This window comes from Mesorhizobium sp. M1066 (assembly GCF_040318635.1).
Lineage (GTDB): Bacteria > Pseudomonadota > Alphaproteobacteria > Rhizobiales > Rhizobiaceae > Mesorhizobium.
Genome location: NZ_JAMYMR010000019.1, coordinates 75040 through 98492 on the forward strand (window position 1 = coordinate 75040; position 23453 = coordinate 98492).

Consider the following 23453-nt stretch of genomic DNA (forward strand, 5'->3'; position numbering starts at 1 on the left):
AATCCCTTGCCTATTTACCCTGGTTTTTGCGCTGGTTGCGGGCCCGCAGCCAGAACACCGAGAAGAACGCCAGCACGAAGACGACGCCGAAGGCGCCGGCCAGCACGGTCGAAAGGCTGCCGAGTGCCAGCATCACGGTCGGCAGATAGTAGGCGCCGATACCGAACAGAAGCATGATCCACACTGCAGCGATAAGAGCATTCCTGGTGTCACGATCCATCACGCCGCACCAGGACAGCGGGTGTTCATCAAGCTGGTTTTCAAGGTTTCGCAACTCCCGAGGCAGGACCAATCGACATCGATCGATCCGGTCCTAGTGATGGTGGTCGTGATAGGCAGCCGCTTCATGCTCGTGCCCGTGGTCATGTTCGTCGCCATCGTCGGCGCACTGGCCGAATTCCGGTTCCACGGTGGCATGGCTGATGCCGTGCTCGCTGGCAAGCCGCTTCTTGACGGCACTCACCGCCTGATGCGCATCGACGCCCTCGTCGAGACAGGCATGCAGCGTCGCCATATTGCTGGTCCCGTCGAGCGACCAGACATGCATGTGGTGCACTTCGCGCACCCCCTGGATCGTCGCCTCGATATCCCTAGCGATCAGATCTCGGTCGAGGCTTGGCGGCACGCCCTCGAGCAGCACATGGGCGGCTTCACGCATCAGCGACCACGCCGTGTAGAGGATCAGCAGCGAAACCAGGACCGACAGGATCGGGTCGATCGGCATCCAGCCGGTCGCCAGGATGACCAGCGCCGCCGCTATGGCCGCCGCCGAGCCGAGCAGGTCGCCAAGCACATGCAGGATGGCGCCGCGCATGTTCAGGCTCTCGCGGTCGCCGCCATGCAGCACGACGAACGAGCCGATGTTCACCAGCAGGCCGAGGATCGCCACCGCCAGCATCGGCCCGCCAAGCACCGGCGCCGGCGCCTGCAGGCGCCCCCAGGCTTCGTAGACGATCCATAGGGCGATGACGAAGATGGCGATGCCGTTGGTATAGGCCACCAGCGTCTTGACCCGCCCGAAGCCATAGGTGAGACGAACGGTCGCCGGGCGGCCAGCCAGATGGAAGGCATACCAGGCAAGGCCGAGCGCGATCGAGTCGGCGAGCATGTGGCCGGCATCGGCCAGCAGCGCCAGCGATCCGGTGAGGATGCCGCCAAGCGCTTCGGCGACCATGAAGCCGCCGGTCAGGCAGGCTGCGATCAGAACGCGTTTCTTGTCGGTCGAGCCGTGCACATGGCCAGGCCCATGATCGTGCCCAGTGTGATCATGCCCGCTGTGATCGTTTGTATGTGCCAATGGCGAACTCCTAAGCGCCGAATTCCACGCGACAATCCTCGAGCCGTCGCTTCTGCTGGCCGTCGCCACCGAAATTGGCCGGATCGAGCCACGCCTCATAGGCACTGCGCAGCGCCGGCCACTCCTTGTCGATGATCGAATACCACGCGGTGTCGCGGTTTTCACCCTTGACGATCAGATGCTGGCGGAAAATGCCTTCGAACTTGAAGCCGAACCGTTCGGCCGCCCGCTTCGAGGGCTCGTTGCGGTTGTTGCACTTCCATTCGTAGCGGCGGTAGCCGAGTTCGTCGAAGATGTATTTCATGAACAGGAACTGCGCTTCGGTTGCTCCCGGCTTGCGCGAGATGAGCGGCCCCCAATAGATGTTGCCGATCTCGATGACGCCGTAAGCCGGATCGATGCGCATCAGCGTCTGGCGCCCGGCGACCTTGCCGCTGGCCTTGTCGATGACGGTGAAGAACAGCGGATCCTCGCTGGCCTCGACCTTGTCCAGCCATGGCTGGAAGGCGGCGCGGGTCTCCGGCGGATAATCGGGCAACCAGGCGAAGCGGCCGTCGATGTCGGACACGGAGGATGCTTCATAGAGGCCGTCGCCGTGTTTTGCAGCACTCAGCGGTTCAAGCCGGACAGTGCTTCCGTCGATGGTCTTGCGTTCGGGCCGCGGGCGCGGTTGCCAATCCCTGAGATTTTCCGACACCGAAAGCTCCAATCCGTTTGACTTTTGCCAGCCGAAGCTCACAAAAACGCGACCCAACAGCAAGAACCACACGGACGGGAAAAATGCTCCACACGATTTCGGCCTTCGACCGCCTTGGCGAGGAAAACGCCTTTGCCGTGCTCGCGAGGGCCACAGCACTTGCCCAACAAGGCCGCGACATCGTCAATCTCGGCATCGGCCAGCCCGACTTCAAGACGCCGCAGCACATCGTCGAGGCGGCGATCAAGGCGCTGCGCGACGGCCATCACGGCTACACGCCGGCCAACGGCCTGCTGGCGACGCGCGAGGCGGTGGTGCGGCGCACGCTGAGCACCACCGGTGTCGAAGTATCGCCCGAAACGGTGATGATCCTGCCCGGCGGCAAGCCGACCATGTTCGCGGCGATCCTGATGTTCGGCGAACCTGGCGCCGAGATCCTCTATCCCGACCCCGGCTTCCCCATTTACCGTTCGATGATCGAGTTCACCGGTGCGGCCCCTATTCCGGTGCCGATGCGCGAGGAGAACGGCTTTGCCTTCTCCGCCGAGGAGACGCTGGCCCTGATCACCTCGAAGACCAGGCTGCTGATCCTCAACTCACCCGCCAATCCGACCGGTGGCGTCACGCCGCGTGCCGAGATCGAGAAACTGGTCAAGGGGTTGGAGGCGCATCCGCACGTCGCCATCCTTTCCGACGAGATCTACGACGTCATGACCTATGATGGCGAGACGCATTGCTCTCTGCTCGGCTTTCCCGAGATCCGCGACCGGCTGATCGTGCTCAATGGCTGGTCGAAAACCTGGGCGATGACCGGCTGGCGCATGGGCTGGTCGATCTGGCCGAATGGCGACAAGGGCGCCCATCTCTACGACAAGGTGCGCAAGCTGGCGGTCAACTGCTGGTCCTGCGTCAACGCGCCGAGCCAATTCGCCGGCATCGCCGCAATCGACGGCCCGCAGGACGATGTCGCCAATATGATGCGCGCCTTCGACCGCCGCCGGAAGATCGTCGTCGAGGGACTGAACGCCCTGCCTGACATCTCCTGCATCACGCCCAAGGGCGCGTTCTACGCTTTCCCCAACGTCTCGAAGACCGGCTGGAAGGCCAAGAAGCTCGCCTCGGCGCTGCTCGACGATGCCGGTGTGGCACTGATCGGCGGCCCCGATTTCGGCATTCTCGGCGAAGGCTATATCAGGCTCTCCTACGCCAATTCCGAGGAGAACATCTTGCGCGCGCTGGAACGGATCGGGGCGTTCCTGGCGAAGGAAGCTTGAAAGCGGCCCGCTGTCCTCTTCCGGACAATTTGCGGCTGTGGCATGACGGTGTCATGAGCCGTCCGGAGGCGCGCGGCCAAGACTGGGCGTGCATGTCGAGAACGGCTACGGTCCTCGGATCAGGATCGAAGTGGGGTGACATCGGATGTTCTATGCAATCCTTGCCTATCATGTGGAAGACGCAATCAAGGCGCTGACGCCGCAGGAAGATACGGCGCTGATGGCTGACTTGCTCAAGATCCATGAAGGGCTCTATGCCGACGGCAGCCTTGGCCCGTCGGCGCGGCTTGGCGCGACACAATCGGCCTGCACCTTGCGCGACGGCATGATCGTCGACGGCCCCTTCGCCGAAACCAAGGAACAGCTTCTCGGCCTCTATGTCGTCGACTGCCCGACGCGGGACGATGCCATCGCTATCGCGCGCGAGTTTCGTCGCGTCAATCCGACCGCCGTCTACGAGATCCGTCCTATCGCGCTCTATCTGCCCGGCGCAGAGCTACCGGGAGAATAAACTACCCGCGCCCGACAAACGGCATCTTGGTCGCCATGACGGTCATGAACAGCACGTTGGCCTCGAGCGGCAGGCTGGCCATGTGGACGACGGCGTCGGCGACGCGCTGAACGTCCATCACCGCTTCGGCTGATATCGAGCCGTTGGCCTGCGGCACGCCGACCGTCATCGGCTGCGCCATATCGGTCAGCGCATTGCCGATGTCGATCTGGCCGCAGGCGATGTCATAGGGCCGGCCGTCGAGCGCCAGCGTCTTGGTCAGCCCGGTGATGGCATGCTTGGTCGCCGTGTAGGGCACCGAGCCCGGGCGCGGCGCATAAGCCGACACCGAACCGTTGTTGATGATGCGGCCACCCATCGGCTTCTGCTTGCGCATGGCGCCAAAGGCGGCACGGGCACACAGGAACGAACCGGTGAGGTTGACGCCGACGATATCGTTCCACACTTCGACCGGTATCTCGTCGATCGGCGTCGATTTGTAGCCCATGCCGGCATTGTTGAAGAGCAGGTCGACACGGCCGAAGGCCGCCGCCACGGTCTCGAACAGATCGTCGACCTCGCCTGCCTTGCTGATATCGCAGGCTACCGCCAAGGCCTTGGCGTCGGTGCGGCCGGCCTCGGCGACCGCAGCGTCCAGCACCGACTTGCGGCGCCCGCAGAACACCGTGTTCCAGCCGGCCTTGAGCAGCGCCGTGGCGACACTCTTGCCGATGCCCGTGCCGGCCCCGGTGACGATGGCGGTTCTTTGCTCGGTCATGGCTGTTGTCCTCCGGCAGCGCTGCGCTTGCTCGACTGATTTTCGGGGTTTGGCTCGAAAAAGGAAGGCATCGCAAATGACGGCGGCGATGGCAAGCGTGTCCATCCGATCGGACCGACAAAAAGGGCGGCCATTGGCGACCGCCCCTGATCTGAACCGGGCTTGGGAGGAGGAAAAGCCGATCCGACTGTGTTGAATGATGCGCTTGCTGGGTTAACGAGAGGTTAACCCGGAAAGTGCCTCCTGTGCCGTTTTGGCCTACCAGCGCGGATTGGGTGATGTCCCTGCCTTGGCCGGCACCTTGGCCGCCGAAACCGTTGCCTCGACATGGTCGACCAGCGCGTCCGGCAGGCCGAGCCGGCCTGCAAGCAGGTCGAGATAGCCACGCTCGGCGCGGGTGTCGGGATCGATGGTCAGGCGCGACGCCGTGTAGAGTTCGAGCTTCTGCGCGTCGATCTTGGCGCCGGCCACCAGCGTGTCGAGGTCGAGCGGGCTTGCCAGCTCCGCCATCAGGAACTTTTCGGCATCGGAGTCTATGCCGGCCAGGCTGAGCTTGCCGGCGATCTTCTGGCGCTCTTCATCGTCGATATGGCCATCGGCCTTCGCCGCCGAGATCATCGCCCGTATCAGGGTCAGCGTGAATTCGTCCTCGCCTTGCGGCGCCTGCGACGGGTGGAAGGCGGTGTCCTTGGGCGGCGGCAGCAATTCCGGTTCGCCGGCCGCCGGTGCTTCGGCGGGTGCGTTGCCGGCCTTGTAGTTCTGGTAGGCCTTGTAGGCGAGACCGCCGATGGCAGCCAGTCCGCCAAGCTTCACCGCGGCGCCCGTTACGTTACGACCGGCACCAGTTCCAAGTAGCACGGCGGCCAGTGCGCCGGCGGCCAGCGGATTGTCCTTGGCCATCTGCACGGCCTGCCCCGCCTTGTCGCGAACGGTGCCGCTGGTGCCGGGGATTTGCGAGCCGAGCAGATCGTCGAGAAGCTTCTTGGGATCGAACATTCAGTGCCTCCAGGATTTGCCCGGCCGAACGGGCAGGTTTCGAACGTCGAAGACGTAAGTCCCGAAACTTGACATTGCAATGACAGCGGCCGCTTTGCAGCAGCTAGATGCCTGGATCAGGAGCCGATATGCGGCTCTCTGCCCCGCGCCTGCGCAAGCTCGACCTGGCGCTGGCGCTCGGCATAACGCTGGCGGTCCTCGTCCGAACGCGCATCGAAGCAATGCGGGCAGGAAATACCGGCGGCGAATTTGGGCGACGTCAGGTCGCCCGGCGTCAGCGGGTGGCGGCAGGCGCGGCACAGTTCCGCTTCGCCCTCGGCGAGGCCGTGCGACACCGAAACGCGCTCGTCGAAGACGAAGCACTCGCCTTGCCAGAGGCTCTGTTCAGCCGGAACCTCTTCAAGGTATTTGAGGATGCCGCCCTTGAGATGAAAGACATCCTCGAAGCCGAGCGATTTGACATAGGCGGTTGCCTTTTCGCAGCGTATGCCGCCGGTGCAGAACATCGCCACCTTGCGGCCTTCGAACTCCCCCCGGTGCGCCTCCACCCAGGCCGGGAACTCGCGAAAGCTTGCGGTGGCCGGGTCGATCGCACCCCTGAATGTGCCGATCGACACCTCGTAGGCGTTGCGCGTGTCGATGATGACAGTGCTGGGCTGCGAAATCAGCGCGTTCCAGTCGGCCGGCGCGACATAGGTGCCGGCACTTTTCGAAGGATCGATGTCGTCGACACCCATGGTAACGATCTCGCGCTTCAGCCGCACCTTCATGCGGTGGAACGGCATGTCCGCGGCTGCGCTGTACTTGACCTCGAGGCCAGCCAGCCCTTCGATGGCTTCAAGGTACAGGATCAGTTCGGCAATTGCCGTCTCGCTGCCGGCGACGGTGCCGTTGATGCCTTCATGCGCCAGAAGCAGCGTGCCCTTGATGCCGCGCCCGTAGCAGAAGGCGGCGAGCGGCGCGCGCAGTTCTTCGAAAGCGTCGAGCCGGGCAAACCGGTAGAGCGCTGCGACGCGGAAGGGTGGAAGTGATGTCATTGCCGAAGCCACTAAACGCTCACGAAAGCCGATTCAAGGCAGAGCAAGCATCCTGTTCGGAGGTCACTGGCGCAAATCTGCACCATAGGCGAATTTGTACCATAGCTGAGATCAGGGAGTCAAGAAAAAATTCCTATCCTGAAAAACTGTCGGCACAAAACTGCCGACACCGCCGAGCTGGCAGCCGCCTTTGTGAGCTAAGCCTGGCGAGCATGGGCGACGCGTGACATCGCGACACGGCCGGTTTCGTGGACAGGAAAACGGCCTTCTGCTAATCGGTTGAATTGTCCCACGCCACGGAGAGACACATGCCTAGCAAGACCGAAAAACTCCTGTCGCTCCTCAACGGCCAGCCCGTCATCCCGGTGCTGAAGATCTCTGATGTCGCCAATGCCGTGCCGCTGGCACGCGCGCTGGCACGCGGCGGCCTGCCGGCTATCGAGATCACGCTGAGGACCGCCGACGCGCTGGAAGCGATCCGACGGGTGGCCGGTGAAGTCGAGGACGCCATCGTCGGCGCCGGCACCATCCTCGATGCGGGCCAGTTCGAAGAGGCAGCCGCCGCAGGCTCTCGGTTCATCGTCAGCCCCGGCATCACCCGCGAGCTTCTGGCGGCAGCCGCCGGCAGCGATGTTCCGCTGCTGCCCGGCGCCATCACACCCGGCGAGATCATGGCCGCGCGGGAAGCCGGCTTGCGCTTCCTGAAATTCTTCCCGGCCGAGCAGTCGGGCGGCATCGCTTCGCTGAAGGCCTTCGCCTCACCGCTCGCCGATGTGAAATTCTGCCCGACCGGCGGCATCTCGGCCAAGAACGCGGCTGACTATCTAAGCCTGCCCAACGTGGTCTGCGTCGGCGGTTCTTGGGTGGCGCCCGACGACCTCGTCAAGGCCGGCAAGTGGGACGAGATCGAAGCCCTGGCGCGCGCGGCGAGCAAGCTTGCGAAATAAGGCTTCGGCCACGGCATGAAAATACCCGGCCGACTCGCGTCGACCGGGTTTGCCAAATCGGCTCCGAACCGGATCAGCTACAGACCCGAACCTTTTCAACCACCCTGTGGTGATGCTTCCAGCTTGTGACCACCTTGGTCCGGCAATGCTTCTTCATGTGCATATGGTCATGAGTCTTGACGACAATGGTCTCGGCCTGCGTAGGGGCGATGGCCGCCGAAGCGGTTGCCAATGCGATGACCGATGCCAATAGGATGTTCTTCATGGATCTCCCCGGGTTTGAACGAACCTATATTAACCCGGGGAATAGGCCGACCGTTCCGGCTTCACGAGAAGTTCAGCCGCGCGTGACCGTGCAGGCTGGCCCGGTTCGCTGAACAACAAAAAGCCGCGCTGGTTGCCCGGCGCGGCTTTGTCGATTGATTTGCCGTCACTTGGTCTGGAAGCGGGCCACCGACATGAACTTGACGGCGTTGCCGGTGAAGCGATTGGCATCGGCCACCTGGCTGCTCGGCTGGAAGCCGGCCGTGTAGACCTCGCTCGGCGGCGTGTGCACGATGCTGTAGGCGTAGCCCGGCGCCGTCGTCGCGCTTGAAACGGTGGCGACATGCTCGCCGCTGGTCAATGCCCAGCGGGCAGCCTGCGGTGCGGCTGCAACCACCATGGCCTTGGGGCCTGGCTTCAGGTCGCGGGCGGTGGCTCTCGATTCCTTGCGGGTCGTCTTGACGCCGGCGCCGATCGCGGCGGCCGGATCGGAACCGGCCGGACGGGCAACGACAGCATCGCGCGGCGATGCGGCGTTGGTGCCCGGATCGTTGAACGCCGAACGCGGCTCGGATCCGGACAAGGAAGCAAGCTGGTAATCGGCCGCACCGACCTGTGCATTGGCCTCGTCGAGCACGGCCTTGACCGCATCCGGCCTGGCCATCTCGGGCCGCGCCGTCGGCAGCACCGAGAACGCATCGGTCGCGGTCTTGCCTTGATCAGCCGTCTCGGCCAGCGCCATCAGCACATCCTTGCTGGGCGGCGCAGCCAGAGCGGCCGGCAGCGAATTGTCGGGACGCCATGTCGGCAACGGTATGTTGTTGACCGCGATCTGGGCCGGATTGGCCGAAGCCGTTGCATCGGCCATGCCGAAAGGAACGCTCGCCGGCGCATGCGCGGTCGCCACGGCCTGCTCGGTGGTGGCTGTCGCCTCCGCCATCGCAAAAGGAACGTTCTCAGGCTGCTGTGCGCCGACATCGGCTTTCGGCCGCGGTGCGAAATCCGGCAGCGGAATGCTTCGGGCCGGCAATGCCGCGATGATCGTCTCCGGCGTGTCCTCTTCCGGCTCCGGAGCCTGCTGCTCGGTCACCTGCGGAATCTCGGCGCGCCGCGCATTCTCCGGCGCCACGATGGCGATGCCCGGGAGGTTGCTGGTCTTGGCTGCCGCTGCCGGCTTCAGGTTTCTCGCCTTGGGCGGGGGGGCGGCCGAAGCGGTCTGCACATCGGCGCTGTCGTCGGCCTCGTCGTCGCCGCCGCCGCCAAAGAAAGCCGACAGGAAGCCACCTGACTTCTTGCTGCTGCCGCCAGCACTGGCCATTTCGATCGCCGGCGAGCCTGAACCCTTGCGCGCCTTGTAGGAGGCGAGCGCCTGCTCAAAGCCGGGCAGCGGCCTGCCGTCGCTCGGCACATGCAGCGTCTTGCCATTGGGGAACAGGCTGACCAGTTCCTGCCGGCTGATACCCGGCCAATGGCGCACATTGCCGACATCCATGTGGACGAACGGCGAACCGGATGACGGATAGTAGCCGACGCCGCCGCCCTGCATCTTGAGACCGATGTTACGCAGCTTCTTCAGCGGCACGCCGGGGATGTAAAAATCCATCGCCTTGCCGAGCATGTGCTGGCTCTTCTCGGCGACGCCCCTGCTGCGGCCGCGCAGCATCGAGTTCGTCGACGGCGAACGATAGCCGCAGACGACCTGGATGTAGTCCGTGGCACCTGCTTCCCGATACGCCTCCCAGACCAGATCCAGCAGACGCGGATCCATTTTGGTCGGCTCGTTGCGACGCCAGTCGCGCAAAATGATGTTGATCTTCCTGAGACCCTCGGGAACGTAGCGGCCGTTGCGCTTGTAGACGATCTCGGCCTTCTCATGGGTGTGGAGATGATACAGCTTCAGCGACCGTGTTTCGGCGCTGGCTCCGCTCGCAGCCGCGGCAACAAAACCAAAAGCGACAACCAACACTGCCAGCCACTTCGGCCAGACGCTCAAATGATGGTGCCGCCTGTTTGTGTGTCGTTCGATTCTGTTCAAATCAAAAGGCCTTGCAGGCTGCCGTTTGTCCCCGGATTTGTCCAAACGGATGTGGCATTAGCACACCCGAATATCGATCCTAATGGTTAATCATCGCTTATTGAAGCCGAAATGCGGTAACACCGTGGCGATATCCCGTCAAAAATTGTTCACAAGGTTTCTTGGTAAACCGCTGGTTTAGATCAGATTTTCGCCTTCGCCCCGAACACGATCTGTTACCGTTAGCCTTAATGCGTGAACAGAGCTGTCCATGACACAGCCACAATGCCGCTGAAACGGCGATACAAGGGCTGTTATGGCATTGCAAGCAGGCGCCGGCCTTGTGGCAAAGCCGGATTCCGGGCCGAAGCTCAGCCTGGCATCGCCCTAGGAGGCGAGTCGGTCCACGCGGCCTGTCTCCGGATCGATGCCGTGTTCCTTGAGCTTGCGATAGAGCGTCGAGCGACCGATCCCGAGTCGGCGGGCGACTTCGCTCATCTGTCCGTTGTAGTGATCGATGGCAAGCTTGATCATCTCGAGTTCGACATCGGCAAGTGCCCGCACATTGCCGCGCTCGTCGAGCGCCCGCAACGTGCCGAAGCGAGGCTGCAGCCTTGCCGGCGGATCGAACGCGATTGCCGGGCCGCCCTCGCCGGGAAAGGCTTCGTCATCGCGCCCCTCCAAAGACAGGGACGGCGACGACGCGTCGCCATCCAAATCGAGGTTGACGGTGCCTTCCACTTGCGCCCGTATCTGCGGGAAGTCCTCGGCGGCAAGCACATCGCCTTCACAAAGCACCGAGGCACGGAAGACGGCATTTTCCAGCTGCCGGATGTTTCCGGGCCAGTCATAGGCCTGCAGCACGGCGAGCGCTGCCGCCGAAATACCTTGCAGGCGACGGTGCGGGTCGGCCGGCGCCACCTTCTCCATGAAATGGGTGACCAGATACGGGATGTCGTCGCGGCGGTCGCGCAGCGGCGGCACGAAGATCGGGTAGACGTTCAGCCGGTAGAACAGATCCTCGCGGAACTTGCCGTCCTTGACCTGCTGCAGGAGGTTGCGGTGCGTCGCCGAAATCAGCCTGATGTCGACCCTGACGGTCGAGCGTCCACCGACCGGGTCGACCTCGCCGTCCTGGACCGCGCGCAACAGCTTGACCTGCACGTCGAGCGGCAGGTCGCCGATCTCGTCGAGGAACAGTGTGCCCGAATGCGCTTCGACGAACTTGCCCGTGTGCTTGTCGGTGGCGCCGGTGAACGAGCCCTTCTCATGGCCGAACAGGATCGATTCGACCAGATTGTCGGGGATGGCGCCGCAATTGACCGTGACGAAGGGTTTCGAACGGCGGTCGCCACTGCCCTGGATGGCGCGCGCCACCAGTTCCTTGCCGACGCCGGACTCGCCCTCGATCAGGATCGGGATGTTGGATGCCGCCGCTTTCTGGCCAAGGCGGATCACCCTGTCCATGGCCGGGCTGTGCGTGATCATGTCCTTGAAGGTCAGGAGGCCGCCGCGCCGGCGCGACGTGCGCTTGACCTCGCCCTCGACGGCCTCGACCTTGAGCGCATTGCCGATCGACGCCTGCAGCCTGTCGGGAGACGCCGGCTTGACGACGAAATCGAAGGCACCGTGACGCATCGCCGAAACCACGGTCTCGATGCCGCCCTGCGCGGTCTGCACGATGGTCGGCACGTTGATGTCGCGCTCGCGCATCGCCTTCAGCACGCCGATACCGTCGAGACCGGGCATGACCAGATCGAGGATGACCACCGACACCTCGCGGGCGCCGGGTCCATCGAGGATATCGAGAGCGGCCGCGCCGCCGTCGACGACGATTGCGCTGTAGCCGAACCGCGTCACCGCCGCTTCGAGCAGCCGGCGTTGCACCGGATCGTCATCGACTATGAGTATGGAACCTGTCATGACTGATACGACTATGCCCGCCCGAGGAATCCTGCCCTGTGGACCATCTTGGCACAGGGTTCTAAATAAGGTTTCAAAAAACCCGGTGAATGAATTCCTTAGGATTTGACCGGCTTCTCGTTTCCCCTTGAACCTTGGCCACGGAAGGTGTCGGCAATGCATAAGGATTCTGGCAACATGGTCTCTGCTCGGCGGCTTGCGGCGCCGGCGTCCGGTCAGGGCCCGGCCGAGCTGGGCGACCTGCCGGAATGGAACCTTGCCGACCTCTATGCCGGCATGGACGCGCCAGAACTGAAGCGCGACATCGCCAAGGCCGCCACTGATGCGACCAGCTTCGAGAACCGCTGGAAGGGCACGCTGGCCGCCGAGGCCGAGCGCGGCAGCGCCGGCAGGTTGGGCGAGGCGCTTGTCGCCTACGAGGCGCTGGAGGAACTGATCGGCCGCATCGTCTCCTATGCGGGTCTGGTTTATGCCGGAAACACCGCTGATCCCCAGCGCGCCAAGCTCTATGGCGACGTCCAGGAGAAGATGACCGACGCCAGCGCGCACCTTCTGTTCTTCGCGCTCGAACTCAACCTGATCGACGATGCGTCGATCGAAGGCGCGCTCGTCGGCGATCCCGCCTTCGGTCACTACCGGCCGTGGGTGCTCGATCTGCGCAAGGACAAGCCCTACCAGCTCGAGGATCGCGTCGAGCAGCTCTTCCACGAAAAGTCGATCACCGGACGCGGCGCCTGGAACCGCCTGTTCGACGAGACGATGACCGACCTTCGCTTCGACATCGACGGCGAGGAACTGACGCTGGAGCCGGCGCTGAACCGTTTGCAGGACGCCGACGGCGAGGTGCGCCGCCGGGCGTCCGAGGCGCTGGCCACGACCTTCCGCAAAAATTTGCGCACCTTCACGCTGATCACCAACACGCTGGCCAAGGACAAGGAAATATCCGACCGCTGGCGCGGCTTCGAGGACATCGCCGATTCACGCCATCTCGCCAACCGCGTCGAGCGCAGCGTGGTGGACGCCCTGGCTTCCGCCGTTCGCGATGCCTATCCGCGCCTGTCGCATCGCTATTACGCGATGAAGGCACGCTGGCTGGGCATGGAGGTGATGAACCACTGGGACCGCAACGCGCCGTTGCCGGATACGCCCCAGGCGATCATCGGCTGGGACGAGGCCAGGAACACGGTGCTGTCCGCCTATCAGCGCTTTTCGCCCGACATGGCCGAGATCGCGCGAACCTTCTTCGACCGCAACTGGATCGACGCGCCGGTGCGGCCCGGCAAGTCGCCTGGCGCCTTCGCGCATCCGACCGTGCCGTCGGCGCATCCCTATGTCCTGCTCAACTACATGGGCAAGCCGCGCGATGTGATGACGCTGGCGCACGAGCTTGGCCATGGGGTGCATCAGGTGCTGGCCGGCAGCCAGGGCGCACTGATGGCCTCGACGCCGCTGACGCTGGCCGAGACGGCATCGGTCTTCGGCGAGATGCTGACCTTCCGCTCGCTGCTCGACCAGACCACCGACCGGCGCGAGCGCAAGGCCATGCTCGCCCAGAAGGTCGAGGACATGATCAACACGGTCGTACGCCAGATCGCCTTCTATGAATTCGAGCGCAAGGTGCATGCCGAACGCAAGAACGGCGAACTGACCTCCGACAGGCTCGGTCAGTTCTGGCTCGAAGTGCAGGCCGAAAGTCTGGGTCCCGCTATCAAACTGCGCGAAGGCTACGAGGTGTTCTGGACCTACATCCCGCACTTCATCCATTCGCCCTTCTATGTCTATGCCTATGCTTTCGGTGACTGCCTGGTGAACTCGCTCTACGCGGTCTACCAGAACGCCGAGCGCGGCTTTCAGGACAAGTATTTCGAAATGCTGCGCGCCGGGGGCACCAAGCATCATTCCGAGCTTCTGGCGCCCTTCGGGCTCGACGCCACCGATCCCGCCTTCTGGCAGATCGGACTTGGCGTCATCAGTGGCCTGATCGACGAGCTGGAAGCGCTCGAGGCTTGAAACGCGTCCCTCAGGCGTCGCTCTAACAGTTTAGCCGGAATGCATGTTGGGACAGCTCTACTATCGCCCTAAATATCTGTTCTTGAAGTACTCTCCACCGAAGTTTTCCGATAGCTTTCCACAAGCTCTATGATAGCCTTCGTTCCAAGCTCAGCCGGAGCGCATGCGGATCGGCGAGGAGAAATCTCAGCCAACCGTGGCGCTCAGGCGAACGCGACAACGGCCGTTGGCCATGGGCAAGCAAAGCCGATCGCCGCAGCTCGAACCGAAGCCGGCTGTTCTGCTTACCGCGGAACCACCAAGAGTAGTCCTTCGCCGAAGGTCATGACCCACGGCAGACGGATCTGACTGGAGAGAGACAATGGGCACTTTTTTCTACGTGGTCCTGGCGTTCCTGATAGGCGTGTTGGTCGGTTGGTTCCTTTGGGGGCGCCTGCGCGGTGAACTCGACAGCTTGCGCGGCGACCTCGACCGTACACGCAGCGAACGCGACAGGCTTCGCACCGACAGCGACCGCCTGACCGGCGAACTCGATGCATGCGGCAAGACCCGCGCCGACCTCGAGCGCCGGCTGCGCGACGCGCCGGCCGCACCTGCCGCCGGAAGCAGCGCGGCAAAGCCGGCAAGCCAGGCGCCGGCGGCCCTGATGTCGACCCCCGCGCCGGCCAAATCCTCCGCCACAAAGCCCGCGCCGGTTAAACCGGCCGCCGCTGCGAAAGCGGTCTCTGCCAAGCCGGTCTCTGCCAAGGCGGTCTCTGCCAAGGCGGCGGCGAAACCCGCCGCCACCAAAGCCTCGGCTCCAGCCAAATCCGCGACGAGTAAGCCTGCAACAACAGCCAAGCCAGCAGCAACAGCAAAGCCAGCATCCGGCAAGCCCGACAATCTGCGCCGGCTGATCGGTATCGGTCCGGTCAACGAGAAGCTGCTCAAGGCGCAAGGCGTCACCAGCTTCGCCCAGATCGCGTCCTGGACAGCCGCCGATGTCAAACGGATCGAGGACGTCATGAATTTCGACGGCCGCATTGCGCGCGAACGCTGGATCGAGCAGGCCAAGCTGCTCGCCGCCGGCAACGAGAAGGAATTCGCCAAGCAGTTTCCAACAGCCGGAACCTCCAGCAACAGCTGATCGCCAGGCGAGTACTGAAGATTGCAAGCGGCGGCGCCATATCGGCGTCGCCGTTTGCTCTTGGTTCCTGAGTTGGCCCAAAGGTCGGCTTTGAGAGGCAGCGTGCCGTTCCCTCGATTGCGCGCGGGCGGCACCCCATATAGAGCGGTTGATGGCTTCATTGACCCCAGCATTCGGTGCCCATGTCCCTGCCCGCCGCAATTTTTCGCAATGACAAAAGCGCGCGCCAGCTCGTTTTCGACCGGCCGGCCGATATCATCGTGGCGCACGAAGCAGGGGATTTCGGGCCGGCTTTGGAAGCAGCACAAGCCGCGCATGATGCAGGCAAATGGCTTGCCGGCTATTTCTCGTATGAGGCGGGCTACCTGCTCGAACCCAAGCTCGTTCCCCTGCTGCCTAACGGACGCCGCTCCCCGCTCGTGTGCCTTGGGGTTTTCGATGCCCCGGTCGAAGAGGCGGTGCCGCCGCGCAACACCACGGCGACCAACGGCCCGATCTTCGACGCCCGTGCGACGTGGTCGCCCGAGGATTATGAAAAACGCTTCTCGCGGCTGCACCAGCACATCCGGCAAGGTGATTGCTACCAGGGCAATTTGACCTTTCCCGTGCATGCGCAGTGGTCGGGCGAGCCGCTGGCCGCCTTCAATGCATTGACGGAACGTCAGCCGGTGAAATACGGCGCGCTGATCGCGCTCGGTGAACCCATCGTGCTGTCGCGCTCGCCTGAGCTGTTCTTCGAGATCGACGCCGAGGGCATGATCGAGACGCATCCGATGAAGGGAACGGCGCCGCGCGGCGCCACCAAAGCCGAGGACGAACGGCAGAAGATCTTCCTGCGCAATGACGAGAAGAACCAGGCCGAAAACCGAATGATCGTCGATCTCCTGCGCAACGATATCTCGCTGATCAGCGAGGTGGGCACGCTGGACGTGCCGGCGCTGTTCCGCATCGAGACCTACCCGACCGTGCATCAGATGGTAAGCGACGTCAGGGCCAGACTGCTGCCGGGTCTCTCTATCCGCCAGATTTTCGCGGCGCTGTTTCCTTGCGGTTCGATCACCGGCGCGCCTAAGATCCGTGCCATGGAGATCCTGCGCGACCTGGAAGGCACGCCCCGCGATGCCTATTGCGGCGCCATAGGCTGGATCGCGCCCGGCGGCCCGATGCGCTTTTCCGTGGCGATCCGCACCATCTCGCTCTTTTCGGGCGGCGAGGCCGTCTACAATGTCGGAGGCGGCGTCGTCTTCGATTCGACGGCGCAGGAGGAGTATCAGGAGTGTCTGCTGAAAGCGCGCTTCGCGACGGGAACACCGCCGACTTTCAGTTGATCGAGACCATGCGCTGGGAACCCGGCTCGGGCTTCCTGCGCTTCGATCGTCATCTTGCGCGCCTCTACGGCTCGGCGGCGGAGCTCGGCTTCCGCTGTGATCCAGGCACGGTCGGCGAGGCGCTGAGCAGCGCGGTCAGCGGTTCCGGCGTTGCCATGCGCACGCGGCTCGTCCTGTCGCATGGTGGTGAGGTGGCGGCCTCGGCGCAGCCTTATGAACCGCTCGCCGCCGACAAGGTCTGGACGCTGCGGCTGGCGCGGACGAGGCTCGATTCGAACGACACGCTGCTGCGCCACAAGACCAGCCGACGACAGCTCTACACGCATGCCCGCGCCGAATATCTCGTCACCCAGGCCGACGAGGTGCTTATGGCCAACGAGCGCGGCGAGATCTGTGAAGGCACGATCACCAATGTCTTTGCCGATCTCGGCGACGGCGTGCTGGCCACACCCCGGCTCGACTGCGGCCTGCTGCCTGGCGTATTGCGCGCGCAGCTTCTGGATGAAGGCCGCGCCCGCGAAGCGATCTACAGCTTGGACGATCTGAAATCCGCCAAGTCCCTGTTCGTCGGCAATTCGCTGCGCGGACTGATCCCCGCAAGACTGACCTGAAACATGACGACTGTGCCCACTCACACACCCCCAGAGCATACGCCGCCCACCCACACGCCCTATGACGGCTCGTCGAAACTGTTCAGTATCGGGCTGAAGCCGCTCGACCCGGCGGACTGGATCGAGGTCGACGGCCATCTGCTGCCGTATCTCGCCGAAAAGCGCCGGCTCTATGCCGAAATCCCAGAGCGCGTTTTCGTCGAGGAAAACGGCACGCGGGACGCCCAGCAGGAAGTGCTCGACTTGCTCGCTGCGCATCTCCTGGAGAGGTTCCCCGAAACCCATCGGCTCGGCGGATCAGGCGTCGAGGTGGCGGGCGCGGCGAGCCGTCTGCCTGCTTCCCTTGCCGATGCGCCGCTGGCCAAGGCCTCACAGCTCGTCCAGGAAGACCTCATCCTGATGCGCAGCAGTGACAGCGGCTGGCGGCTGGTCGCCGGCTCGCTTTGCTTTCCCTCGTCCTGGTCGCTCCTGGAAAAATTCGGCAAGCCGCTGCAGGACATCCACGCGCCGGTGCCGGGTTTCGGCCCGGGCACGCGTCCGGCGGAACTCATCAACCGGATGTTCGATGGCCTCCAGGGGCAGGCCGTCGAGCGCTACAACTGGTCGATCCAGGCCGACAACGCGCTCTACCATCCGCTTTCCGACGTGCAGCGCATCGACCGCGCCACCAACAGGCCGTCGCGCTTCCCCGATGGCGACATCGACGCCCATGCCTTCATCCGCGTCGAGCGGCAAACCCTGCGTAAAATGCCTGTTTCACGCGATATCCTGTTCACCATCCGCATCCATCTCGACCCGCTCGCCATACTGGCGAAGCACCCGGATCGGGCGAAGCTCGCGGCGTCTTTCGCCGCCCAGCTCGACGCGCTCGATCTCGCGCAGCTCGACTACAAGGGCCTGACATCAGACCGCGATCGGCTGGTGACGGTCCTTAACCACATGGCCAACGCAGCGTAGCCGCTGGTTGGCGCTTTTCGCTGGTTTGTGACAATGATCTGTGATGTAGCGCATGGCCGCCGGGCAGAAATTCCCGGTTTTGCGCGTGTTTTCCCAGTTTCCTGGGTTTTGAAGGAGTGCTCGATAAAATGGCGAATGAAAACTGGCCCGTTTACGGTGAGATCAGCGGCCCCGTCGTGATGATCGGCTTCGGCTCGATCGGCCGGGGAACGCTGCCGCTGATCGAACGCCATTTCAAGTTCGACAAGTCGCGCATGACGGTCATCGACCCGCGCGACACCGACCGCAAGCTGCTCGACGAGCGCGGCATCGCCTTCGTCCAGGAAGCGGTGACCGAGAAGAACTACAAGAAACTCTTGACCCCGCTTCTGGCCAATGGCGGCGGCCAGGGTTTTTGCATCAACCTGTCGGTCGATACCGGCTCGGTGGACCTGATGCGGCTCTGCCGCAAGCTCGGTGTGCTCTACATCGACACCGTCGTCGAGCCGTGGCTCGGCTTCTATTTCGACGCCAAGGCGGACAACGCCAGCCGCACCAATTACGCGCTGCGCGAGTCGCTGCTCAAGGAAAAGCACGACAAGCCCGGCGGCGCCACGGCGGTCTCCACCTGCGGCGCCAATCCAGGCATGGTCTCGTGGTTCGTCAAGCAGGCGTTGGTCAATCTCGCCACCGATCTTGGCCTGGAGTTCTCGGAGCCCGCGCAGGACGACCGCGAGGGCTGGGCCAAGCTGATGAAGAAGGCCGGCGTCAAGGGCATCCACATCGCCGAACGCGACACCCAGCGCACCAAGAAGCCGAAGCCGATGAATGTGTTCTGGAACACATGGTCGGTCGAAGGCTTCATCTCCGAGGGCCTGCAGCCCGCTGAACTTGGCTGGGGCACACACGAGACATGGATGCCGAAGAACGCCAAGAAGCACAAGCATGGCTCTAAGGCAGCCATCTATCTGGAGCAGCCGGGCGCCAACACGCGCGTGCGCTCGTGGTGCCCGACGCCCGGCGCGCAATACGGCCTGCTGGTGACGCATAATGAGGCGATCTCGATCGCCGATTTCTTCACCGTGCGTTCGAAGAAGGGCAAGGTCCAGTACCGCCCGACCTGCCACTATGCTTATCATCCCTGCAACGACGCGATGCTGTCGCTTGACGAGATGTTCGGCGCCGCCGGCAAGCCTCAGCCGGTGCATCATGTGCTCGACGAGAACGAGTTGATCGACGGCGTCGACGAACTCGGCGTGCTGCTCTACGGCCACGACAAGAATGCCTACTGGTACGGCTCGCAGCTGTCGCTCGCCGAGGCGCGCAAGCTGGCGCCCTACCAGAACGCCACCGGCATGCAGGTCACCTCGGCGGTGCTCTCGGGCATGGTCTGGGCGCTGGAAAACCCCGAGGCCGGCATCGTCGAAGCCGACGAGATGGACTACAGGCGGTGCCTGAAAGTGCAGTCCCAGTATCTCGGACCGGTCAAGGGCTACTACACCGACTGGACGCCGCTCGATAACCGTCCCGGCCTGTTCCCGGAAGACCTCGACCGGAACGACCCGTGGCAGTTCCGCAACATCCTTGTGCGATAGCAGCACCGCCTACCTGCCTCACTGCCTTGCAATCGCCCGGAAATCGGGCGATTGAAGGGATGCGGACCACAGCGATACGTATTCATCTGGACGCACGTCGCTCTGGAAACTTGGATGCACGCCTCGTGCCTGTCGAAAATCGATTCCGATTTTCGGGCCGATGCGAGAGGAGAGGATTTTCACATGATCATTGCGCGCAAAATTCTTTCGATGAGCGTGGCGGGTGCCATTGCGACGATGCTCGCCGCCTGTGCGACCAGCGGCCCCGATGAACCGCCGATGGCAGCGGCGCCGAAAGGCGTCGAGGGCTCGTGGATCGACGCCAAGGGCACCGGCCTTTCGACCTTTGCCGGCGGCACCTTCACGACGGTCGCCACCGACACCGGCCAGAAGCTTGCCGACGGCAGCTATACGATGACAGGCGCCACATCGGTGCAGATCAACGGCACCTCGCTGATCCGCCAGACCGCGGTCAGCTTCAACTGCCTGATGGTATCGACAAGCCAGCTCAACTGCACGAGCTCCAGCGGTCAGAATTTCGTGCTGACAAGGCGCGTCTGAACCCACGACCATTCGTTTTCCAAGGACGGCGGCCGGTTGGCCGCCGTCCTTTTTTGTGCCGGCAAAGGGTCCCGGATTCCGCTTGCGTCATCCGGAACGCGATGGGAACATGGCCAAAGCGCCGGCTGTAATGTTCCAGTCAAACAAGAGCGCTAGTGGCCTCTGACCAGCTTTCCGGGAGACGAAGATGAAGAAGCTTGCCGCCATTGCAGCCCTGTCTGCCTCAGCCCTCGGCCTGTCGGCCGGCGCGTCCTTTGCCGACTACACGCTGAACATCCTGCATATCAACGACTGGCACAGCCGCATCGAAGGCAACAACAAATATGAATCGACCTGCTCGGCGGACGAGGAAACCAAGGGCGAGTGCATCGGCGGCGCGGGCCGGCTGATCACCGCGATCGCCCAGGAACGCAAGAAGCTGGAAGGCCAGAACGTGCTGCTGCTCAGCGCCGGCGACAATTTCCAGGGCTCGCTGTTCTACACGACCTATAAAGGCAAGGTCGAAGGCGAATTCCTCAACGACATGAAGTTCGATGCCATGGCGCTCGGCAACCATGAATTCGACGACGGCGAAGTGGCCTTGGCGCCGTTCCTCGACATGATCAAGTTCCCGGTGCTCGGCGCCAATGTGAAGGCCAACGCGCAATCCAAGCTCGGCGACCGTGTCAAGCCGTCTGTTGTCGTTGAGGTCGGCGGCCAGAAGATCGGCATCATCGGCGCGATCACCAACGACACGCCGGATCTCGCTTCCCCCGGACCCAATGTCGCAATAGAGGACGACGTCAAGTCGATCACCGCCGAAGTCCAGAAGCTCAAGGGCGAAGGCGTCAACAAGATCATCGCCGTGACCCATATCGGCTACAGGCGCGAGCGCGACGTCATTGCCAAGATCCCGGGCATCGATGTCGTCGTCGGCGGCCACAGCCATTCGCTGCTGTCGAACACCGATCCGGAGGCGGAAGGCCCCTACCCGACGATGGTCGACAATCCGGACGGCTACAAGGTGCCAGTGGTGCAGGCGGCGTCCTACTCGAAATATCTCGGCGAGTTCAAGGTGGTGTTCGACGACAATGGCGTCGTCAAATCGGCCAGCGGCGACCCGATCTATCTCGACAAGTCGATCACCCCCGACCCGGCCGTGCTCGCCCGCATCAAGGAGCTTGGGGCCCCGATCGAGGCGCTGAAGAACAAGGAAGTGGCGGAAACCACCGACGTCATCGACGGCAGTCGTGAGAGCTGCCGCACCCGAGAATGTGCGATGGGCAATCTCGTCTCCGACGCCGTCCTCGACCGCGTCAAGGGACAGGGCGTCGAAATCGTCATCTCCAATGGCGGCGGCCTGCGCGCCTCGATCGACAAGGGCACCGTCACCATGGGCGAGGTATTGACCGTGCTGCCGTTCCAGAACACGCTGGCGACCTTCCAGATTTCGGGCAAGGATCTGGTGGCTGGCCTCGAGGGCGGCCTCAGCCAGGTCGAGGACGGCGCCGGGCGCTTCCCCCAGGTCGCCGGCCTGAAATATTCCTTCGACAAATCCGTCGCGCCCAATGCTGGCCGCGTCAAGTCGGTGGAAGTCATGGAAGGCGGCGCCTGGACGCCGATCAAGCCGGACAAGGACTATCTGGTCGCAACCAACAACTATGTCCGCCAGGGCGGCGACGGCTACAAGATCTTCGCCGACAAGGCCAAGAATGCCTACGATTACGGCCCCGGCCTCGAACAGGTGGTTGCCGACTATCTCGGTGCCCACCGACCCTACACGCCGAAGCTCGACGGCCGCATCACCGAAATAGCCGCGACCGTCGCTGCGGCGCCTGCGGCCCCGGCTGCTGAGCCGGCAAAGCCAGCCGAAGCGGCCCCGGCAACGGCTGAAGCCGCCAAGCCCGCCGATGCGGCACCGGCAATGCCCGAATTGCCGGCCAACTCGGGCGACATTGCCAACACGCCCCCGGCCATATCGACAGAGGGAGCGCCACCCCCGCCAGCGCCACCGGCCGAGGCGGCAAAACCGGCTGAAGCAGCCCCCGCCCCGGCGGCACCGGCTCCCGCCGCCGAGCCGGCAAAGCCTGCGGAGGCCGCGCCGGCCGAAGCCAGCCATGTCATCGTTGCCGGCGACACCTACTGGGATCTGGCAAAGAAAGCCTATGGCGACGGCGCCAGGTGGAAGGTCATTTCGGGCGCCAACAAGGGCTATGAGCCGCGCCGGCTTCCGGTCGGCGCAACGCTGACCATCCCGCCGAAATAGCCTCGCTTATATGCCTGAATGACACCGCCCGCCCGAAAACCGGACGGGCGTCCTGTTTTCGGGCTAATGCATGTCGCCCAAAAGTGAACTCGGTTTTGGGAGAACGACATGCATGAAAACAAAGACTTAAAGCGGTCGTCTGAATCCATTCAGACAACCCGCTTTAAGGTGCGGCCAGACGTTGCATTGAAAGCGCGCGCAAGATGGTTAGGTTCGCGTCTTCCGGAGAACCCTTATGACGCTTCCCACCCCTGCCGAACCCAAGGCCGCAAAGGCGCTCGGCCCGTTGCCCGCTGGGCATCCGCCGGTCAAGGCGGGCAAGATCGGCGTCATGCTGGTCAATCTGGGCACGCCCGACGGCACCGATTTCAAGCCGATGTGGCGGTATCTGCGTGAATTCCTGTCCGACCCGCGCGTCATCGAGCTCAACAGGGCAATCTGGTATCCGATCCTCTATGGCCTTGTGCTCACCAGGCGGCCCAAGAAGTCGGGCGCCAACTACGCACGGATCTGGAACCGGGAAAAGAACGAGTCGCCGCTGCGCACCTATACCCGCGCCCAGGCCGAAAAGCTGGCTGAAGCCCTGAGCGACCTGCCTGATGTCGTCGTCGACTGGGCGATGCGCTACGGCAACCCTTCAACCGCCAGCATTGCCCAGCGTCTGGTCGACCAGGGCTGCGACCGCATTCTTTCCTTCCCGCTCTATCCGCAATATTCAGCGACGACCACGGCAACAGCCAACGACCAGCTGTTTCGCGCGCTGATGAAAATGCGCCGCGCACCGGCGGTCCGCAGCGTGCCGCCCTACTATGACGAACCGGTCTATATCGAAGCGCTGGCGCGCTCGATCGAACGGCATCTGGCGACGCTGGACTTCGAGCCGGAGGTGGTCATCACCTCCTATCACGGCATTCCAAAACCGTATTTCGAGAAGGGCGACCCCTATCATTGCCACTGCCAGAAGACGACGCGGCTGTTGCGTGAACGGCTCGGCTGGAGCGAGAAGAAACTGATCATCACCTTCCAGTCGCGCTTCGGCGCGCAGGAATGGCTGCAGCCCTACACTGACAAGACGGTGGAAAAACTCGCGCAGGACGGCGTCAAGTCGATCGCCATCGTCAATCCGGGCTTTTCCGTCGACTGCATCGAGACGCTGGACGAGATCGGCCGCGAGGCGGCCGAAACCTTCCACCATGCCGGCGGCAAGAATTTCGCCCATATCCCTTGCCTCAACGATAGCGCGGAAGGGATGGCGGTGATCGAGGCGATGGTGCGGCGCGAACTGTCCGGCTGGGTGTAGGAGAAATTCCAGGAAAAGTGTGAA

Annotated in this window: 21 protein-coding genes; 12 read left to right on the forward strand and 9 right to left on the reverse strand. The window is 63.4% G+C overall.

Going from position 1 to position 23453, the window contains the following annotated elements:
- Window positions 1-10 precede the first annotated feature (10 nt).
- The 3 genes from NKH52_RS22090 to NKH52_RS22100 form a co-directional block, all read right to left on the reverse strand.
- Window positions 11-223, reverse strand: a complete 213-nt coding sequence (locus NKH52_RS22090; protein WP_023810042.1) for a hypothetical protein — start codon at window positions 221-223, stop codon at window positions 11-13.
- Between the two features lie 90 nt (window positions 224-313).
- Window positions 314-1297, reverse strand: a complete 984-nt coding sequence (locus NKH52_RS22095; protein WP_352733599.1) for a cation diffusion facilitator family transporter — start codon at window positions 1295-1297, stop codon at window positions 314-316.
- Window positions 1298-1307: 10 nt separating this feature from the next.
- Entirely contained in the window at window positions 1308-1994 is a 687-nt protein-coding gene (locus NKH52_RS22100) for a GNAT family N-acetyltransferase (RefSeq protein ID WP_352733597.1), read from the reverse strand.
- A gap of 83 nt (window positions 1995-2077) precedes the next feature.
- On the opposite strand from NKH52_RS22100, the gene NKH52_RS22105 reads away from it, so the two are divergent.
- Both NKH52_RS22105 and NKH52_RS22110 read left to right on the forward strand, forming a co-directional pair.
- The gene (locus tag NKH52_RS22105; RefSeq protein ID WP_352733594.1) at window positions 2078-3268 is read left to right on the forward strand and encodes a pyridoxal phosphate-dependent aminotransferase; all 1191 of its coding nucleotides are present in this window, start codon (window positions 2078-2080) and stop codon (window positions 3266-3268) included.
- Between the two features lie 145 nt (window positions 3269-3413).
- Window positions 3414-3779 (forward strand): YciI family protein, encoded by a 366-nt coding sequence (locus NKH52_RS22110; RefSeq protein WP_352733592.1) that lies wholly within the window; start codon window positions 3414-3416, stop codon window positions 3777-3779.
- A gap of 1 nt (window position 3780) precedes the next feature.
- Here NKH52_RS22110 and NKH52_RS22115 read toward each other — a convergent pair whose 3' ends face one another.
- The 3 genes from NKH52_RS22115 to trhO form a co-directional block, all read right to left on the reverse strand.
- Window positions 3781-4536 (reverse strand): SDR family oxidoreductase, encoded by a 756-nt coding sequence (locus NKH52_RS22115; protein WP_352733589.1) that lies wholly within the window; start codon window positions 4534-4536, stop codon window positions 3781-3783.
- Between the two features lie 258 nt (window positions 4537-4794).
- Window positions 4795-5532 (reverse strand): tellurite resistance TerB family protein, encoded by a 738-nt coding sequence (locus NKH52_RS22120; protein ID WP_352733586.1) that lies wholly within the window; start codon window positions 5530-5532, stop codon window positions 4795-4797.
- 116 nt (window positions 5533-5648) lie between these two features.
- Entirely contained in the window at window positions 5649-6569 is a 921-nt protein-coding gene (gene trhO / locus NKH52_RS22125; protein WP_352733583.1) for an oxygen-dependent tRNA uridine(34) hydroxylase TrhO, read from the reverse strand.
- Window positions 6570-6877: 308 nt separating this feature from the next.
- Here trhO and NKH52_RS22130 point away from each other — a divergent pair, with 308 nt between their 5' ends.
- A complete protein-coding gene (locus NKH52_RS22130) occupies window positions 6878-7516 on the forward strand; it encodes a 2-dehydro-3-deoxy-phosphogluconate aldolase (RefSeq protein WP_128303107.1) in 639 nt (212 codons plus the stop codon).
- Window positions 7517-7589: 73 nt separating this feature from the next.
- Here NKH52_RS22130 and NKH52_RS22135 read toward each other — a convergent pair whose 3' ends face one another.
- The 3 genes from NKH52_RS22135 to NKH52_RS22145 form a co-directional block, all read right to left on the reverse strand.
- A complete protein-coding gene (locus NKH52_RS22135; RefSeq protein WP_127272097.1) occupies window positions 7590-7781 on the reverse strand; it encodes a hypothetical protein in 192 nt (63 codons plus the stop codon).
- 165 nt (window positions 7782-7946) lie between these two features.
- Complete coding sequence (locus tag NKH52_RS22140) at window positions 7947-9773, reverse strand: peptidoglycan L,D-endopeptidase MepK (protein WP_352733580.1); 1827 nt, start codon at window positions 9771-9773, stop codon at window positions 7947-7949.
- 408 nt (window positions 9774-10181) lie between these two features.
- The gene (locus NKH52_RS22145; protein WP_352733577.1) at window positions 10182-11717 is read right to left on the reverse strand and encodes a sigma-54-dependent transcriptional regulator; all 1536 of its coding nucleotides are present in this window, start codon (window positions 11715-11717) and stop codon (window positions 10182-10184) included.
- Window positions 11718-11894: 177 nt separating this feature from the next.
- Between NKH52_RS22145 and NKH52_RS22150 the strand changes: the two genes are divergently transcribed.
- The 9 genes from NKH52_RS22150 to hemH all read left to right on the forward strand — a co-directional run bounded on the left by NKH52_RS22150 (window position 11895) and on the right by hemH (window position 23429).
- Complete coding sequence (locus NKH52_RS22150) at window positions 11895-13727, forward strand: M3 family oligoendopeptidase (protein ID WP_352733699.1); 1833 nt, start codon at window positions 11895-11897, stop codon at window positions 13725-13727.
- A gap of 361 nt (window positions 13728-14088) precedes the next feature.
- Window positions 14089-14853: a helix-hairpin-helix domain-containing protein gene (locus NKH52_RS22155; protein ID WP_352733574.1), complete on the forward strand. Its 765-nt coding sequence runs from the start codon at window positions 14089-14091 to the stop codon at window positions 14851-14853.
- 182 nt (window positions 14854-15035) lie between these two features.
- Entirely contained in the window at window positions 15036-16181 is a 1146-nt protein-coding gene (locus NKH52_RS22160; protein WP_023810055.1) for an aminodeoxychorismate synthase component I, read from the forward strand.
- Window positions 16130-16792 (forward strand): aminotransferase class IV family protein, encoded by a 663-nt coding sequence (locus NKH52_RS22165; RefSeq protein WP_352733571.1) that lies wholly within the window; start codon window positions 16130-16132, stop codon window positions 16790-16792. Before NKH52_RS22160 ends, NKH52_RS22165 begins: the two co-directional genes overlap by 52 nt.
- Before the next feature lie 3 nt (window positions 16793-16795).
- Window positions 16796-17749 (forward strand): heme-dependent oxidative N-demethylase family protein, encoded by a 954-nt coding sequence (locus NKH52_RS22170; RefSeq protein ID WP_352733568.1) that lies wholly within the window; start codon window positions 16796-16798, stop codon window positions 17747-17749.
- 128 nt (window positions 17750-17877) lie between these two features.
- Window positions 17878-19323 (forward strand): homospermidine synthase, encoded by a 1446-nt coding sequence (locus NKH52_RS22175; protein ID WP_352733565.1) that lies wholly within the window; start codon window positions 17878-17880, stop codon window positions 19321-19323.
- A gap of 183 nt (window positions 19324-19506) precedes the next feature.
- Window positions 19507-19884 (forward strand): outer membrane lipoprotein Omp10, encoded by a 378-nt coding sequence (gene omp10 / locus NKH52_RS22180; RefSeq protein ID WP_127259982.1) that lies wholly within the window; start codon window positions 19507-19509, stop codon window positions 19882-19884.
- Window positions 19885-20071: 187 nt separating this feature from the next.
- Window positions 20072-22129, forward strand: coding sequence for a 5'-nucleotidase C-terminal domain-containing protein (locus NKH52_RS22185; RefSeq protein WP_352733562.1), 2058 nt, complete (start codon window positions 20072-20074; stop codon window positions 22127-22129).
- A 235-nt stretch (window positions 22130-22364) separates the two neighbouring features.
- Window positions 22365-23429: a ferrochelatase gene (gene hemH, locus NKH52_RS22190; RefSeq protein ID WP_352733559.1), complete on the forward strand. Its 1065-nt coding sequence runs from the start codon at window positions 22365-22367 to the stop codon at window positions 23427-23429.
- The last annotated feature ends 24 nt before the right edge of the window (window positions 23430-23453 follow it).

What these genes read in the sequence shown, in the direction of transcription:
- NKH52_RS22105 (WP_352733594.1), top strand. Translation starts at nt 2,078, where the DNA reads ATGCTCCACACGATTTCGGCCTTCGACCGCCTTGGCGAGGAAAACGCC.
- NKH52_RS22110 (WP_352733592.1), top strand. Translation starts at nt 3,414, where the DNA reads ATGTTCTATGCAATCCTTGCCTATCATGTGGAAGACGCAATCAAGGCG.
- NKH52_RS22115 (WP_352733589.1), bottom strand. Translation starts at nt 4,536, where the DNA reads ATGACCGAGCAAAGAACCGCCATCGTCACCGGGGCCGGCACGGGCATC.
- NKH52_RS22120 (WP_352733586.1), bottom strand. Translation starts at nt 5,532, where the DNA reads ATGTTCGATCCCAAGAAGCTTCTCGACGATCTGCTCGGCTCGCAAATC.
- trhO (WP_352733583.1), bottom strand. Translation starts at nt 6,569, where the DNA reads ATGACATCACTTCCACCCTTCCGCGTCGCAGCGCTCTACCGGTTTGCC.
- NKH52_RS22130 (WP_128303107.1), top strand. Translation starts at nt 6,878, where the DNA reads ATGCCTAGCAAGACCGAAAAACTCCTGTCGCTCCTCAACGGCCAGCCC.
- NKH52_RS22135 (WP_127272097.1), bottom strand. Translation starts at nt 7,781, where the DNA reads ATGAAGAACATCCTATTGGCATCGGTCATCGCATTGGCAACCGCTTCG.
- NKH52_RS22145 (WP_352733577.1), bottom strand. Translation starts at nt 11,717, where the DNA reads ATGACAGGTTCCATACTCATAGTCGATGACGATCCGGTGCAACGCCGG.
- NKH52_RS22150 (WP_352733699.1), top strand. Translation starts at nt 11,895, where the DNA reads ATGGTCTCTGCTCGGCGGCTTGCGGCGCCGGCGTCCGGTCAGGGCCCG.
- NKH52_RS22155 (WP_352733574.1), top strand. Translation starts at nt 14,089, where the DNA reads ATGGGCACTTTTTTCTACGTGGTCCTGGCGTTCCTGATAGGCGTGTTG.
- NKH52_RS22160 (WP_023810055.1), top strand. Translation starts at nt 15,036, where the DNA reads ATGTCCCTGCCCGCCGCAATTTTTCGCAATGACAAAAGCGCGCGCCAG.
- NKH52_RS22170 (WP_352733568.1), top strand. Translation starts at nt 16,796, where the DNA reads ATGACGACTGTGCCCACTCACACACCCCCAGAGCATACGCCGCCCACC.
- NKH52_RS22175 (WP_352733565.1), top strand. Translation starts at nt 17,878, where the DNA reads ATGGCGAATGAAAACTGGCCCGTTTACGGTGAGATCAGCGGCCCCGTC.
- omp10 (WP_127259982.1), top strand. Translation starts at nt 19,507, where the DNA reads ATGATCATTGCGCGCAAAATTCTTTCGATGAGCGTGGCGGGTGCCATT.
- NKH52_RS22185 (WP_352733562.1), top strand. Translation starts at nt 20,072, where the DNA reads ATGAAGAAGCTTGCCGCCATTGCAGCCCTGTCTGCCTCAGCCCTCGGC.
- hemH (WP_352733559.1), top strand. Translation starts at nt 22,365, where the DNA reads ATGACGCTTCCCACCCCTGCCGAACCCAAGGCCGCAAAGGCGCTCGGC.